This is a genomic window from Streptomyces sp. NPDC003077 (genome assembly GCF_040611095.1).
Classification (GTDB): Bacteria; Actinomycetota; Actinomycetes; order Streptomycetales; family Streptomycetaceae; genus Streptomyces.
On record NZ_JBEXNM010000020.1, the window covers coordinates 35,854 to 50,952 of the forward strand.

The window sequence follows — 15,099 nt, forward strand, 5'->3', positions numbered from 1 at the left end:
TCAGCAGGGCACACATCGGGGCGATCGGCCCGTCAGCAGGGCACGCCGGTCTCAGGGGTCTCAGGCCGCCCGCTCCGGGAAACCGGCGGCCGACCGCCCGCCCGGGGCCGCTCCGCCGACCAGCATCCGCCCCTCGGGGAAGGCCAGCGCCACCGCGGGGAACGTGCCCGGACGGCCGCTGAGGATCGCCGTCAGCCGGTCGCTGGGGGCGGCCTCCGGCGCCGGGGCGGCACCGATCCGGCGCAGCGCCTGGGCGGCGACGGCTTCGGCCGATTCGTGCAGGACGAGTTCCGGGGCGTCCGGCTGCTGGACGGCGGCGCGAATCCGTTCGGCGACGAGTTCGTAGTGCGTGCAGCCCAGGACCACGGACCGGACGTCCTTCGGGGTCCGCGCCGCCGCGGCGGCGATGGCGGCGTCGATCGCCGCGTCGTCCGCGTGCTCCACCGCGTCGGCGAGGCCGGGACAGGGGACCTCGGTCACGTGCACACCATTGGCGAACTTCTGGATCAGGTCGCGCTGATAGGCGCTGCCGGTGGTGGCGGGGGTGGCCCAGATCGCGACCGGGCCGCCCGCCGCGGCGGCGGGCTTGATCGCCGGCACGGTACCGATCACCGGGAGCGCGGGCTCCAGCTCGGCGCGCAGCGCGGGCAGCGCGTGCACGGAGGCGGTGTTGCAGGCCACGATGAGCGCGTCGGGGCGGTGCGCGGCGGCGGCCCGGGCCACGGCCAGCGCGTGCGCGGTGACGTCGTGGGGAGTACGCGGTCCCCAGGGCATGCCGTCGGGGTCCTGGGAGAGCACCAGCTCGGCGTCCGGCCGCAGTCGCCGCACGGCCGCCGCCGCCGCGAGCAGCCCCATTCCGGAGTCCATGAGCGCGATCTTCACCCGGACACTTTACTCGTACAGGACAGCGATCGACGGGGGCACCCCCGTCCCCCGGACCGATCCCGGGGGGGCAGGCGCGTGCCCGGCCCCCGGCAGCGGCGGTCATGGCCGACACGGCCGCCCGGGGCCGCCCCCGCCCCGCGGCCGTGCGGCACACTGCGGCCCGTGGAAGCGATGGGATGGATCAGCGCCGGCTCACTGCTGGCTTGGTTGTGGCTGCTGCTGGGCCAGGGCTTCTTCTGGCGGACGGACGTACGGCTGCCGCCCCGCACGGAGCCCGCGCACTGGCCCTCCGTGGCGATCGTGGTTCCCGCCCGGGACGAGGCCGAGGTGCTGCCGACGAGCCTGCCGTCCCTGCTCGGCCAGAAGTACCCGGGCCGGGCGGAGGTGTTCCTCGTCGACGACGGGAGCACCGACGGCACGGGGGACCTGGCGCGGTCGCTGGCCGCGACGGGGGGCGGGCTGCCGCTGACCGTCGGAACGCCCGGGGACCCCGAGCCGGGGTGGACGGGGAAGCTGTGGGCCGTGCGCCACGGCATGGCCCTGGCCAGGGAGCGAGGGGAGTTCGCGTACCTGTTGCTGACCGACGCGGACATCGCACACGAACCGGACAGCCTGCGCGAGCTGGTCGCCGCGGCGCGGTCCGCGGATCTGGACCTGGTGTCCCAGATGGCGCGGCTGCGGGTGGCGACCTTCTGGGAGCGGCTGATCGTCCCGGCGTTCGTGTACTTCTTCGGGCAGCTCTACCCCTTCCGCCGGGTCAACCGGCCCGGGGCGCGGACGGCCGCCGCCGCCGGGGGCTGCGTCCTGCTGCGGCGCGCGGCGGCCGAGCGGGCGGGCCTGCCCGACAGCGTCCGGCACGCGGTGATCGACGACGTGACGCTGGCGCGGGCCGTCAAGAAGAGCGGCGGGCGGATCTGGCTGGGGCTCGCGGAGCGGGTGGACAGCGTGCGCCCGTACCCGCGCCTGGCCCAGCTGTGGCGCATGGTGTCCCGCAGCGCATACGCCCAACTGCTCTACCAGCCGGTGCTGTTGGCGGGGACGGTGGTGGGTCTGGCGCTGGTCTACCTGGTCCCGCCGGTCGCGTTCTTCGCGGGCCTGGCGGGTGGCGAGGCGGTGACGGCGGCGCTGGGCGGGGCGGCCTGGGCGGTGATGACCGGTACGTACGTACCGATGCTGCGGTACTACCGGCAGCCCCTGTGGACGGCCCCGCTCCTCCCGTTCACCGCCCTGCTCTACGTGCTGATGACCGTGGATTCGGCCGTCCAGCACTACCGGGGGCGCGGAGCGGCGTGGAAGGGGCGCACGTACCCGGCACCATGAGCCCGGGCCCCGGCACGCGCTCCCGCGACGGGCGGCACCACCAGTGAGGGATCGGACGGGCGGCGGGCGGCTCGGACGACCGGCGCCGTTGACGTGCGACCGCCTCATCTCGGGAGAAACGCGATCGCCCCCGCCGCGCCCCGAAACCTCCGACCCGGCACCCGCCCCGAGACCTCGCGAGCGCCCCGAATCCGAGAAGTCCGGGCCGCCCCGGCAAACCGGCCCACTTGGCATGAACAGGTTCCATTCACCCCGCGCGAGACGTCGCCTTTACACGATTCCTACGGGTGTTCGCGACCGATTTTCCCGAGTTCGCTCACATTAGGGGTTCACGGCCACTCAGAACACGCGAAACAACCCTCACTCCAGGCTCCCCAACCAGCACACGGTGGGCTTAACTTATGACGTATGACCTCCCCCCGCTCTACCTACGGCGGCGGCCACTACGCCTCGTCGTCCTTCCCGGACACTCCGATCTACGACCGGCTCGTCGCCGAGCGCGGCAAGCCGCAGATCGCCCCGATCCGGGTCTCCCTCCCGTACGACACCGGGTCCTCGTACCCGCCGGCGCTCCCGTCGTCGCTGCCCGCACTCCCGGCCGCTCCGTCGCAGCCGACCGCACCCGCGCAGGGCTACCCGCAGGCCGCGCAGCCCGCGGCCCCGCTGCAGCACGCCCCGGCGCCGTACATCCCCCAGCAGGCCGGCGCCCCGCGCGGTTACCCCGCGCAGCAGCCGCAGCAGTACCCGCAGCAGCGCCAGTCGATGGCGACGGGGTACGAGGCGATGCGCCCGGCGGCCCCGGTCGCCCCGCGTCCCGCGCCCGCTCCGGCGCCGTACGACGATCCGTACGGCCGTCAGCACCCCGGGCGCGGCTACTGATCGACGGCGGCGGCGCAGCGGGGGGCGTGGCGCCGCCGACGTGACGAGCGGGGGCACCTGACGAGGCGGCCGGACACCGGCCGCACGTCCGGGGAACCGGACGCCCACGAGGCGCCCCCGCGGCCGGGCCGGTTCCCATACCGGCCGGTCACACGCCGGGCCGCCCACCAGTCCGCGCCTGCCGCCGCGCACCGGTTGATCCGTGCCGGCGAGCCGCGCCGACCGTGGTGCGTCGGCCGGTATGCGCCTCCGCGGCGGGGAGGCTGAGGGGGCGTCAAGGTCCCGGTGGGGCGCATCCGCGACCCGTTCGACACCCGCTTCCGCAGATCGCACGCAGGTTCGACTCGGATGGCAGGATGTGCTCATGCCGATGCCATCGCTCCGCTCGATCCACGTGTACCCCGTCAAGTCCCTCGCGGGAGGTGCCCCCGTCGACGCGGTCGTGGAACCGTGGGGGCTCGCCGGGGACCGCCGCTGGATGCTGGCCGACGCCGCCGGCCGGCAGCTCACCCAGCGTCAGCAGCCGCGGCTGGCCCTCGTGCGGGCCGAGCACGCCGGGAACGGCGCCGTCCGGCTCACCGCTCCGGGGATGCCGCCGCTGACCGCCGAGGTGCCGCCGCCGGGGCCCACGAGGACGATCACGCTGTTCTCCGACAAGGTCGAGACGACCCCCGCCGACCGCTCGGCCTGTGAGTGGGTCAGCGCCTACCTGGGCATCGAGGCGGAGCTCGTCCACTTGGCCGATCCGGCCCGGGACCGCCCCGTGGACCCCGCCTTCTCCGAGCCGGGCGACACGGTGAGCCTGGCCGACGGCTTCCCCCTGCTGGTGACGACGACCGCGTCGCTCGACGCCCTGAACTCCCTCGTCGCCCAAGGCGATCACGCCGACGAGGGACCGCTGCCGATGAACCGCTTCCGGCCGAACATCGTGGTGGACGGCACGGCGCCGTGGGCCGAGGACGACTGGCGGGTCATCCGCGTCGGAGAGGTCACCTTCCAGGTGGTCAAGCCGTGCGGCCGGTGCGTGGTCACCACGACCGACCAGCACACCGCCGAGCGCGGCAAGGAGCCGCTGCGCACGCTCGCCCGCCACCGCCGCTTCGGTGACCAGCTCGTCTTCGGGCAGAACCTGATTCCGCGGGGAGCGGGGACGATCCGGGTCGGTGACCCGGTGGAGATCCTGGGCTGAGCGGCGGGTCCGGGCGGCCGGGGCCGCGACGGGGCGGCGGGGCCGGAAAGCCGGGGCCGGGGCGGGCCGATGCCGGGGCGGGCCGTCCTGTATGCCGTCCCCGGCGGCCTGTACGCCGTCCCCGGCTGCCCCCGTCCTCGTCATCGCGACCGGATCCTCACAACTGCCGCAGCCACTCCTCCGCCCGGTCCCTGACCGTCTGCTCCCCCGGCTGCTCGGCCGTGTCGTCCGCCTCGTAACCGAGCTCGTCGACCACCGCGACCACGCCGTCGATCCGGCCCGCGAGGCGGACGGCCGTGGCGACCTCGCCGCTGCGCGGCAGCCGCCCGGACAGCGTGACGACGCCCGCCCGTACGGAGACGCCGATGACGCCGGGCTTGAGTCCCAGGGTGCGGACCAGGACGTCGGTGACCAGTTCCTCGCGGATCTCCTCGTCCGGGCGCAGGAAGACCCTGAGCAGGTCGGTGCGGGTCACCAGGCCGCACAGCCGGCCTTCGGCGTCCACGACCGGCAGCCGGTCGATGCGGCCGGTCACCATGAGCCGGGCCGCCTCGGCGACGGACTGGTGGGGTCCGATGGTCACGGGCGGGGAGGTCATCAGCTGCCCGGCGCGCAGCGCCCGCTGCCGGGCGCGGGCGGCCCGCGCGCTGCCGGTCAGCCGGCGCCGGTTGTACCAGCGGTTCTGCAGCATGTCCCGGGCGGCCTGACGGAACATCAGGTCGGTTTCGGAGATCACGCCCAGCACCTTGCCGTCGCGGTCGACGACGGGCAGGCCCGTCTTCTGGTGGTGGGCGAGCAGGTTGACGACCTCCTTGAAGGAGGTGTTGTAGCGGGCGCTGACGACGTGGGTGTTCATCAGGTGGCCGACGAGCCGGTGATCCATCACGGGCCTCCCTCGGGCGGAGGTTCAGTGTCGGTCCGCCGCCGGGACGGGGGCCAGGCAGGGAGGGGCGCGATACGGTCCGCGTCCGATGGGTGACGGAGCCGGTGCCGTGCCGTCGGCGTACCTCTTCCGGTGCCGGCGCCCGGGCCCGGACCGGGTACCCGTCCATGTCAACCGCCGTCCCATGGGCACGCTACGGTGGAGCGGCCGGCAGCTGGGCCGGTACGCCGGGCAACACGTACGCGGACACGGGCGGACGTACGACCGCCGGGCCGTCAACAGCCGTACGAGGTGGGGGCACGTCAACGCCATGGCACAGGGCTCGGTCCAGGTGACGCACGCGGGGACGTCGCGGTGGCGGCGCCGCACGGGCGAGTACGACTCCCTCGGCGCGGCGCTGGAGGCCGCCGCGGACGGCGACGTGCTGACCGTGGCCCCGGGCACGTACCGGGAGAACCTGGTGGTGACGCGGGCCGTGACGCTGCGCGGCGTGGACGGGGCGCACGGCACGGTACGGATCGCGCCCGCCGACGGGGTCGCGCTGACCGTGCTCGCCTCCGCGGTCGTCTCGGACCTCCTGGTGGAGGCGCGGGACGCGGCCTCGCCCGCGGTGCTGGTGGAGGACGGGGCGCCGGAGCTGACGGGCCTGCGGGTGGTGACGCGGTCCGCGGTCGGCATCGAGGTGCGCGGGGGCGCGCGGCCGACGGTGCGCCGCTGCTCCGTGGACAACCCGGGCGGGGTGGGCTTCGGCGTCCTGGACGGGGCGGGCGGCTCGTTCGAGGAGTGCGAGGTGGTGGCCGCCGGGCAGACCGGGTTCGCGGTGCGCGGGGGCGCGCGCCCGCGGCTGCGCGACTGCCGCATCCACCACGCCTCCGGTGCCGGGCTGTCCGTCAACGGCGACGGCAGCGCCGTGGAGGCGGCGGGCTGCGAGCTGTACGAGATCAAGGGCGCCGGGGTGCAGGTGGCGGCCCGCGCCAGCGGCCACCTGGCCCACTGCACGGTGCACCGCACCACCGCCGACGGCGTCACGCTCGACACCGACGCGGTGCTCGCGCTCACCGACTGCGCCATCCACGACGTCCCGGAGAACGCCGTGGACCTGCGGTCCCGCTCCGTGCTGACGCTGACCCGGGGCACCGTGCGGCGGTTCGGCCGCAACGGACTGTCCGTCTGGGACCCGGGCACGCGGGTGGACGCGCGGCACTGCGAGATCCACGACAGCACGGGCGACTATCCGGCGGTGTGGATCAGCGACGGCGCGACGGCGGTCCTGGAGGCGACGCGGGTGCACGACGTGCCGGACGCGCTGTTCGTCCTGGACCGGGGTTCCCGGGCGGAGGTGGTGGACAGCGACCTCTTCCAGATCCGCAACACCGCCGTCTCCGTCAGCGACGGCGCGACCGTGCAACTGGACGACTGCCGCATCCGGGACGTGGCGACCGGCGCGTGGTTCCGGGACCACGGCAGCGGCGGCACGCTCGCCAACTGCACCATCGACGGCACCCAGACCGGTGTCATCGTCACCAAGGGAGCAGACCCCACGGTGGAACGGTGCACCGTGTCCTCGCCGGTCGAGGCCGGTTTCTACATCTCGGCGGGCGGCCGGGGCACGGTGCACGACTGCCGGGTCACCGGCAGCGCGGGGTACGGGTTCCACGTCATCGACGGCTGCCGGACGACGCTGACGCGCTGCCGGACCGAGCGGTGTGCGCGCGGCGGGTACGAGTTCGCCGAGGACGGGCCCGTGGTCGAGGACTGCACCAGCGACGAGAGCCGGGAGGAGGCCCCGCCGCCGGTGCCGGCGCGCGCGGTGAGCGCCGTGCGGACCGCGCCGTCCGCGGTGGGGCTGCTGGCGGACATCCCGGCGCAGCCCGCCGCGCCGGCGGCGCCCGCGGTGGCCGGCCGCCCCTCGCGCGAGGTGCTCGGCGAACTGGACGCGCTGGTCGGCCTGGAGAGCGTCAAGCACGAGGTGCGCAGCCTGATCAACATGATCGAGGTGGGGCGCCGGCGGCAGCGGGCGGGCCTGAAGGCCGCCTCGGTCCGCCGCCACCTGGTCTTCACCGGCTCGCCCGGCACCGGCAAGACCACCGTCGCCCGCCTGTACGGCGAGATCCTGGCGGCCCTGGGGGTGCTGGAGAGCGGGCACCTGGTGGAGGTCTCGCGGGTGGACCTGGTGGGCGAGCACATCGGCGCGACCGCGATCCGCACGCAGGAGGCGTTCGAACGGGCACGCGGCGGGGTGCTGTTCATCGACGAGGCGTACGCGCTGTCGCCGGAGGACTCCGGGCGGGACTTCGGGCGCGAGGCGATCGACACGCTGGTGAAGCTGATGGAGGACCACCGGGAGGCCGTGGTCGTCATCGTGGCGGGCTACACGGCCGAGATGCAGCGCTTCCTGGCCGTCAACCCGGGGGTGGCCTCGCGCTTCTCCCGCACCATCACCTTCGGCGACTACACGCCGGAGGAGCTGCTGCGGATCGTGCGGCAGCAGGGCGAGGAGCACGAGTACCGCCTCGCCGACGGGGCCGACGACGCGCTGCTGAAGTACTTCGCGGCGCTCCCGAAGGGCCCCTCGTTCGGCAACGGGCGCACCGCGCGGCAGACGTTCGAGGCGATGGTCGAGCGGCACGCGGGCCGGGTGGCCCAGCTCCCCGACCCGAGCACCGACGACCTCTCGCTCCTGTATGCGGAGGATCTGCCGGAACTGCCCTGAGGGGGTGCGGTAAAGGGCGGCGGGCTTGTCGGCCGGGCGCCCGGCCCGTTCCCGTCGCGAGCGGATCGGTGTGCCCGGCCCGTTCCCGTCGCGAGTGACCGCGTGACGGATCCGGGGCCGCCCCGGGCCACCGTGGTGCGGTGGTCGGGGCGGCCCCGGTCCCGTCCGTCCACGGGCCCGGTCAGGCCCGCTGGGGCGGTACTTCGGGGCCGAGGCGGGCGAGGAGTTCGCTGCGGGCCGCGGCGAACGCCGGATCGGCCTGGTAGTCCCCGTGGCCCAGGATCTGCTCGGGCAGCGGATGGCGCAGCGTCCGGCCGAAGGTGAGCGGGTCGCGCAACGGACCGCGGTCGACCTCGGGGCCGTCCTCGCCGGTGAGGCGGATCGGGCCGCCGATGGGGTCGGTGAAGCGCCACAGGTTGCGCCAGGCGTCCATTTCGTGGTGGAGCTGGGTGAGCGCGGCCGGGCCGAAGAACGCCGGGAACCACCGCCCGTACAGGCGCTCCAGCGGCGCCCCGTAGGTGAGCAGCGCGACCCGGCTGCGGGTGGCCAGGTCGAGCTGCCAGACGGCCGCCGCCGCCAGCACGCTGCCCTGGGAGTGGCCGGAGATGACCAGGCGCCCGTTGTGGCGCTCCGTCCACGTCGCCATCCGCCAGGTCAGGTCGGGCACCGCCCGCTCGGCGTAGCAGGGGGGCGCGAAGGGGTGGGCGGCGCGGGGCCAGAAGGTGCCGACGTCCCACAGGATTCCTATGGTGCGGCGGGCGGAGCGGTCCTGGTAGGCGCGTCGGCCCATGGCGATGAGCAGGATGACGCCGGCGCCCATGAGCCAGGAGCCGAGCGACTCGGCGGTCTGGGCGGCGCCGTGCACCAGGGACGGGGCGTTCTGGGTGGCGCGGCCCGGGGCGTGGTGGGTGAGCCAGGCGCCGAGCACGGCGCCGCCGCCCAGCACCAGGGTGACCAGGGAGATCGCGGCGACCAGGAGGGGCGCCGAGTCGGTCAGTCCCGCGCGGGCGATGGTGCCGGCGATCTGCCGGGTGCGCTGCGGGTCCGGCCGGGACCGTTCTTCGTACAGACCGGGGACGTTCTTGGCGACGGCGCGGCGCACGAGGGTGACCCGCACCGCGGCGAACACGCCGAACAGCACGACGACCAGCAGGAGGACGGGGATCACCGACGCCTGCCAGGACAGCAGGACGGGCGGCCCGGGGATGGGCGAGTGGAGCTGGCCGGGGGTGGCGCCGCCGTCCAGCCAGTCGGCGATCCGCTGGGCCACTCCCCCGGTCAGGACGCCGCCCAGCGCGCACGCCAGGAGGGCGACCGCCGCGCCGCTCATGCCGCGCAGCGCGGCGCGTCCGTCGTCGTGCCCGGTGCGGCGCGCGGCCCTCTGGAGGAACAAGGCGGTCACCAGGAGGCCGAGGGCCAGCACGCCCTGGAGGACGGCGAGGTGGGCGAAGACGCCGGTACCGGGCAGCGCGCCGGTGCTCGTCCAGCCGGGCCGGTCCCACGCGCTGTGCACGGCGGTCAGGGCCAGCACGACCAGGGAGGCCACGGGCAGCGCCGTGATCAGGAAGCGGTCGTCGGTCTCGTCAGGTTCCGCCTCGCTGCGGGCGGCGCGGCACACTATCCACACGGCGGTCGCCGCCAGCAGGCCGACCACGACGGCCAGCGCCACGCCCGTGGCCGCCAGCACGCCGCTGCCGCCAGGACGCCGGTCGGCGTCCGCGGCGGCGAGCAGCAGGGCCCCGGCGATGGTGAGCATGCCGATCGCGACGTGCGCGCCGCGCAGCCGGGCGACCAGCCTGCGGCCGTACCAGAACCCGTTGAGGCTGAGCGCGGGGCGCTCCTCGGGCGGGATGTCGCGGGAGACGCCGGGGCGGCGCGGCGGCGGGGAGGCCGACTCGTAGGCGCTCCAGGTGCGGTGCGAGAGCCACCACAGGAACCCGACGAGCAGCAGCGGGAGGAGGGCGGCCAGGGCCAGGCGGCGGCCGGGCGCGCTCACCGCGCCGCCGTCCCCGGCGCTGAGGAAGCCCAGCCAGGACTTGCCCGCGGCGCAGGCGGCGCTGCCCGCGCACTGCCACGCCGTCAGGTCGAGCGCGACCTCGCAGGCCGAGGCGGTCAGGAGGACGGTGAGGCTGAGCGCGAGGACCCGGACCAGGACGTCGTAGACCCGGTGGCCCCGGTGGCCGGGCGGGGCGGCGGGGCGCATCCAGTGGGCGAGGTTGGCGACCATGAAGGGCAGCAGCAGCAGCCACAGGGCGCGGGACCCCTTGCCCGAGGTGAGGTTGCACCAGCAGTACGCCTCGCGGATGGGCTCCTTGCCCCGCTTCTCGGGGTGGTCCTCGGCGTGCTGGTCGTCCCGGCTCCGGTAGCAGGCCGCGGTGTCGTCGCCGGTGACCAGGACGGCGTGCGGGTGCTCCAGCATGGCTTCCGGCGAGGTGCCGCCGACGCCGTGGACGAGGAGTTCCAGCGCCAAGGGGCGCCGGGCGGAGGGGTGGTGGCCGTCCTGGTGCGGGGCCGGGCCGGTCTTCCGGGTCCGTTCCGCGTCGGAAGCACCGGGTGGTTGTGGTGGTGCGGAGGGTGCGGCGGCCTGCTGTGGCCGGTCGGTGGTGTCCATGGTGATTCCCCCGTTGTCGGTGCTGTGGCGGCCCGGGCTCGCGCGAGGTGCGCAGGGGACCCGGGCCAGGCCGTGCGGGGTGTTCCGAAGTGGGTTTTCCCCGCCGGGTGTATGGAACCACCTCGTGGTGACAGCGGAAGGAGGTTCGGACCGGACGCCCGGTCCGCCGTGCGCACCGGGCGATCGTTGTCGGTACCCCGTGCGAGGATGAGTGCGACAGCGACCGCACCAGCGGCACCAACGACAACGCTGCCGGACGGCAGCCGGGCGGAAGGGGCGGGCCGGGTGAGCGACCAACAGCACCTCCTCGCGGAACAGCGGCGCGCCCTGATCCTGGACGAGGTCAGGCGGCGCGGTGGCGTGCGGGTCAACGAACTGACCCGCAGGCTCAACGTCTCGGACATGACGGTCCGCCGGGATCTGGACGCGCTCGCCCGGCAGGGCGTGCTGGAGAAGGTGCACGGCGGCGCCGTGCCGGTGAGCGAGCCCAGCACGCACGAACCGGGTTTCGAGGCGAAGTCCGCCCTGGAGCTGAGCGCGAAGGAGGACATCGCCAAGGCCGCGGCCCGGATGGCGGCGCCGGGCAGCGCCATCGCGCTGGCGGGCGGCACGACGGCGTTCGCGCTGGCCCAGCAGCTCGTGGAGGTCCCGGACCTCACGGTGGTGACGAACTCGGTGCGGGTCGCGGACGTCTTCTACGGCGCCCAGCGGGCGGCGGCCGGCGGCGCGGCGCCCCGCCCCGGCCCGGCCACGGTCGTCCTGACGGGCGGCGTGCGCACGCCGTCGGACACCCTGGTGGGGCCGGTCGCGGACGCCGCGATCCGCTCGCTCCACTTCGACGTGCTGTTCCTGGGGGTGCACGGCATATCCGTGGAGGCGGGGCTGTCCACGCCCAACCTGGCCGAGGCCGAGACCAACCGCCATTTCGTGCGCTCCGCGCGGCGGGTCGTGGTGGTCGCCGACCACACCAAGTGGGGCACGGTGGGGCTGAGTTCGTTCGCGTCGCTGGACGAGGTGGACGTGCTGGTGACGGACGGGGGGCTGGCGCCGCGGGCCCGCGCGGAGGTCGCCGAGCTGCCGCTGGAGCTGCTGGTGGCGGGCGAGCCGGGGGACGACGTGGAGGCCTGACGGCCGCCGGGTGCGGAGGAGCCGACGGCCGCCGGGTATGGCGTGCGGCTCCGTTCCGTGCGAAGGTTTTCGGCCCGCAGGCGCGGGGCGCCGGTGCCGTGCGCGCGGGGTGTGTCGGAGGTGTTCGGTGGTGTTCAGACGTTCCTCCCTGTCGCATCGGCTCCGCCCGGTGGAGCCGGACTTCGCCGAGACCGCGCCACTGCGGCTGGTGTTCGCCGCCGAGATCGCGGCGCCGCCCGCGGCCGTGTACACGGCGCTGGCCGGGGACGTGGCGGGGTGGAGCCACTGGTTCACCTGGGTCGCGGGCGCCGCGCCCACCGCGGGCGGTCTGGGGCGTCAGGTACGGCTGACGGGCGGCGCCTGGTTCACCGAGACGGTCCTGGCCGCGGAGGCCGGTGAGCACTACGTGTGCCGGGCGGAGGCGACCAACGTCCCGGGGATGCTCGCGCTCCTGGAGGACTGGCGGCTCGTCCCGGCCGGTGGCGGCACGCGCGTCCGGTGGCTGTGCGCGGCGGACGGACGCCCCGCCTTCCGCTTCGCGCTGACGCTGGCCCGGCCCGCGCTGGGGCGCGCGTTCCGGGCGTCGATGCACGCGTTGGACCGGTACGTGGGCTGAAGCGGCGCGGGTCGGAGGGTGATGTCCTCGCTCCCCGCCGGGCCGCCGTTCCCGGTCGACGCACGCTTCGGACCGGCGCGGGGCTTGAGCGGCGCGGGGCCTGAGTGGTGCGCGGCCGGACCGCCGGGTCGCGCGCGGTGCCCCTCACTCCCGCCAGGTCCCCGTCTCCATGAAGGTCCGCAAGGTCGCCGCGTAGGGGCGGATGTCCAGGCCCTGCGCGGCCAGCCAGGCGTCGGAGTAGTACTTGTCCAGGTAGCGGTCGCCCGGGTCGCACAGCAGCGTGACGACGGAGCCGGTGCGTCCCGCGTCGCCCATTTCCGCGACGATCTTCAGGGCGCTCCACAGCCCGGTCCCCGTCGAACCGCCCGCCTTGCGCCCGATGGCCGCCTCCAGCGCCCGTACGGCCGCCACGCTCGCCGCGTCGGGGACCTTCATCATCCGGTCGATCGCGCCGGGCACGAAGCTCGGCTCCATCCGGGGCCGGCCGATGCCCTCGATGCGGGAGGCGGTGTCGCAGCCGCACGTGGGGTCGCCGGTGCGCCAGCCGTCGAAGAAGCAGGAGTTCTCCGGGTCGGCGACGCAGACCCGGGTGTCGTACTGCATGTAGTGGACGTACCGGGCGATGGTGGCGGAGGTGCCGCCGGTCCCCGCCGTGGCGACGATCCAGGCGGGGCAGGGGTGGCGTTCCCTGCGGAGCTGCTCGTAGATCGACAAGGCGATGTTGTTGTTGCCGCGCCAGTCCGTCGCCCGTTCGGCATAGGTGAACTGGTCCATGTAGTGGCCGCCGGTCTCCGCGGCGAGCCGGGCGGAGACCGCGTACACGGTCCGGGGATCGTCCACGAGGTGGCAGCCCCCGCCGTGGAACTCGATGAGCCGGGTCTTCTCGGGGCTGGTGGAGGCGGGCATCACGGCGATGAAGGGCACGCCGATCAGCTGGGCGAAGTACGCCTCGGAGACGGCGGTGGAGCCGCTGGAGGACTCGATGACGGGCTTGCCGGGCCGGATCCAGCCGTTGCACAGCCCGTACAGGAACAGCGAGCGCGCCAAGCGGTGCTTGAGGCTGCCGGTGGGGTGCGTCGACTCGTCCTTGAGGTAGAGGTCGATGCCCCAGCGCTCGGGCAGCGGGAAATGCAGCAGGTGCGTGTCGGCGGTGCGGTTGGCGTCCGCCTGCACCTTGCGGACGGCTTCTTTGAGCCAGGAACGGTAACCCGGATCGCTGCGGTCCACGTCGGCGGTGGGCAGGGGCTCCCCCGGGACGCCCGTCAGGCCCGTCGGGTCCGGTGGCTGCTGGGCTGCGCTCATCTGCGCGCTCCTCACCTCGTACGTCCGTGCGGAGCCGGTACGAGTCTCGGGAGGGAACCCGTGCCGGACGCTCGGGCCAGATCCGACTATAACCGGCTGTCTCACCCTTCTCACCTGCATAAACAGTGCTTTGGGCTTATCCGGGGACACGCTGGGGACCCGTTGGTTGAACGCGGTTCGGCCATTGGGAGGGGCCCGACGAGCTTTGGCCAATGGGTGCTGGTGTGGGCGGCCCCTCCCGGGCAGACTGCGCACCAGAGACGGGCGGCACCGGCCCACGGCGCTGAGGAGGCGTTCACCATGACGGAGCCCGAGTTCAACGCGACCGGGGTGCGCATAGAGCGGTGGCCGCGGTCCTTGACCCGGGCGGGGCAGGTCGTCGTCAGAGACGGCAGCGTGGCGCTGCTGACCAGTTACGGCAAGGTCATCGACAGCGCCCCGGTCTCGGCCGTGCAGGCCTACAAGCCGCTGTTCGCATCCCAGGACCGGGCGCTGGCCACCCTCAACGGCCACCGCTACTCACTGACGCTCGGGTCCGCCGACCGGTTCATCGACGCCGTGGAGGCCGCCCGGTCGACACGGACGTAACGTGAGGGCGCGTTTCCCGGCTCGCGCCCCGGCTCCGCCGTTTCGCTTTTCGGTTCCCGCGGGCGGCGGTGCGGTTGCGTGAGTGCCCTCACGGGATGATCCTGGACTCGTATCACTGAGGGTTCACCAGCGGTGACACAGTGGAGCAAGGCGGCATCGCTGGATCCGATCTTCGCCCCCGCCACGCACGAGGGGCGCCCGACCTCATCAGGGAGTCGTGGTCGTGATCAGGCAGCCCAGCAGACACTGCACGGTCGAACTCCAGGCCCTTCCGGCCCGGATCGGCCAAGTGCGCAGAATCGTATCGGCGCAGCTCCGCTACTGGCGGCTCGACGCCTTGATCGACGCCGCCGCGCTCGGCGTCACCGAACTGCTCGCCAACGTCCACCAGCACGCCGGACCCAGCAAGCAGTGCACCGTGGAACTGTGCGTGCTCCTGGACCAGTTGACGGTCTCCGTACGCGATCTGGATCCCCACCTCCCGAACCTGCGCTCCGCGGCCGGCGGCCTGGAGACCGAGGGCCGCGGACTGTCGCTGATCGCGGCGCTCAGCGAGAGCTGGGGGGTACGTCCGGAAGGGACCGGCAAGGTCGTGTGGTTCACGCTCCCGGCCCTTTCCCCGGCGCCGGAAGAACCGTGCCACCCGCCCTTCGACCGACCACGGTCCGCCGGACGCGCGGTGCCGGCCACGGCCCATCGCCCTTCCCGGGCGACCCACTCCTCTTCCGAGCCTCCTCTCCAGTCGGCACCGGAGCCCCCCGTCCGCAAACCGGCGCACCCCCACGTACGGACGTCGGTATAGGCACCCCCGGGAAGTCCCTCGCGACCGACCCGGGCGAACCCCTTCCACGTCGGCGCGGGCGCGCCCCCTTCACGGTCGGCACGGGCACACCCCCTCGGAGCCGATCCGAACGGCCCCGTTCCGGCCGACGCAGGCAGCGGCACACCAGGACCGCGGCGCGTCGGCCTTCGCGCGTCCGGGCGC

The 15,099-nt window shown here is 74.4% G+C and carries 12 protein-coding genes; 8 read left to right on the top strand and 4 right to left on the bottom strand.

The genetic code is table 11. From position 1 onward, the window contains the following. Positions 1-60: 60 nt before the first annotated feature. Positions 61-882 (bottom strand): aspartate/glutamate racemase family protein, encoded by an 822-nt coding sequence (locus ABZX96_RS16165; RefSeq protein WP_355544275.1) that lies wholly within the window; start codon positions 880-882, stop codon positions 61-63. A gap of 174 nt (positions 883-1,056) precedes the next feature. Here ABZX96_RS16165 and ABZX96_RS16170 point away from each other — a divergent pair, with 174 nt between their 5' ends. The 3 genes from ABZX96_RS16170 to ABZX96_RS16180 all read left to right on the top strand — a co-directional run bounded on the left by ABZX96_RS16170 (position 1,057) and on the right by ABZX96_RS16180 (position 4,273). Then, positions 1,057-2,205: a glycosyltransferase gene (locus ABZX96_RS16170; protein WP_355544464.1), complete on the top strand. Its 1,149-nt coding sequence runs from the start codon at positions 1,057-1,059 to the stop codon at positions 2,203-2,205. A gap of 408 nt (positions 2,206-2,613) precedes the next feature. Next, entirely contained in the window at positions 2,614-3,084 is a 471-nt protein-coding gene (locus tag ABZX96_RS16175; protein WP_355544278.1) for a DUF6643 family protein, read from the top strand. Between the two features lie 364 nt (positions 3,085-3,448). Further along, positions 3,449-4,273, top strand: a complete 825-nt coding sequence (locus tag ABZX96_RS16180; protein WP_355544281.1) for an MOSC N-terminal beta barrel domain-containing protein — start codon at positions 3,449-3,451, stop codon at positions 4,271-4,273. Between the two features lie 157 nt (positions 4,274-4,430). Here the strand turns inward: ABZX96_RS16180 and ABZX96_RS16185 are convergent, their stop codons facing one another. Then, the gene (locus ABZX96_RS16185) at positions 4,431-5,156 is read right to left on the bottom strand and encodes a CBS domain-containing protein (RefSeq protein ID WP_355544284.1); all 726 of its coding nucleotides are present in this window, start codon (positions 5,154-5,156) and stop codon (positions 4,431-4,433) included. 310 nt (positions 5,157-5,466) lie between these two features. On the opposite strand from ABZX96_RS16185, the gene ABZX96_RS16190 reads away from it, so the two are divergent. After that, positions 5,467-7,869 (top strand): right-handed parallel beta-helix repeat-containing protein, encoded by a 2,403-nt coding sequence (locus ABZX96_RS16190; RefSeq protein ID WP_355544467.1) that lies wholly within the window; start codon positions 5,467-5,469, stop codon positions 7,867-7,869. 181 nt (positions 7,870-8,050) lie between these two features. Here the strand turns inward: ABZX96_RS16190 and ABZX96_RS16195 are convergent, their stop codons facing one another. Beyond that, a complete protein-coding gene (locus ABZX96_RS16195) occupies positions 8,051-10,288 on the bottom strand; it encodes a hypothetical protein (protein WP_355544470.1) in 2,238 nt (745 codons plus the stop codon). 477 nt (positions 10,289-10,765) lie between these two features. Between ABZX96_RS16195 and ABZX96_RS16200 the strand changes: the two genes are divergently transcribed. Next, positions 10,766-11,608 (top strand): DeoR/GlpR family DNA-binding transcription regulator, encoded by an 843-nt coding sequence (locus ABZX96_RS16200; protein WP_355544287.1) that lies wholly within the window; start codon positions 10,766-10,768, stop codon positions 11,606-11,608. Between the two features lie 148 nt (positions 11,609-11,756). Continuing rightward, positions 11,757-12,224 carry an SRPBCC family protein gene (locus ABZX96_RS16205; protein ID WP_355544473.1) on the top strand — a complete coding sequence of 156 codons (468 nt, stop codon included), beginning with the start codon at positions 11,757-11,759 and terminating at the stop codon, positions 12,222-12,224. 144 nt (positions 12,225-12,368) lie between these two features. Here the strand turns inward: ABZX96_RS16205 and ABZX96_RS16210 are convergent, their stop codons facing one another. Continuing rightward, a complete protein-coding gene (locus tag ABZX96_RS16210; protein WP_355544290.1) occupies positions 12,369-13,526 on the bottom strand; it encodes a PLP-dependent cysteine synthase family protein in 1,158 nt (385 codons plus the stop codon). Between the two features lie 300 nt (positions 13,527-13,826). Between ABZX96_RS16210 and ABZX96_RS16215 the strand changes: the two genes are divergently transcribed. Both ABZX96_RS16215 and ABZX96_RS16220 read left to right on the top strand, forming a co-directional pair. After that, positions 13,827-14,114: a hypothetical protein gene (locus tag ABZX96_RS16215; protein ID WP_355544293.1), complete on the top strand. Its 288-nt coding sequence runs from the start codon at positions 13,827-13,829 to the stop codon at positions 14,112-14,114. A 223-nt stretch (positions 14,115-14,337) separates the two neighbouring features. After that, the gene (locus ABZX96_RS16220) at positions 14,338-14,916 is read left to right on the top strand and encodes an ATP-binding protein (RefSeq protein WP_355544296.1); all 579 of its coding nucleotides are present in this window, start codon (positions 14,338-14,340) and stop codon (positions 14,914-14,916) included. Positions 14,917-15,099: the final 183 nt, after the last annotated feature.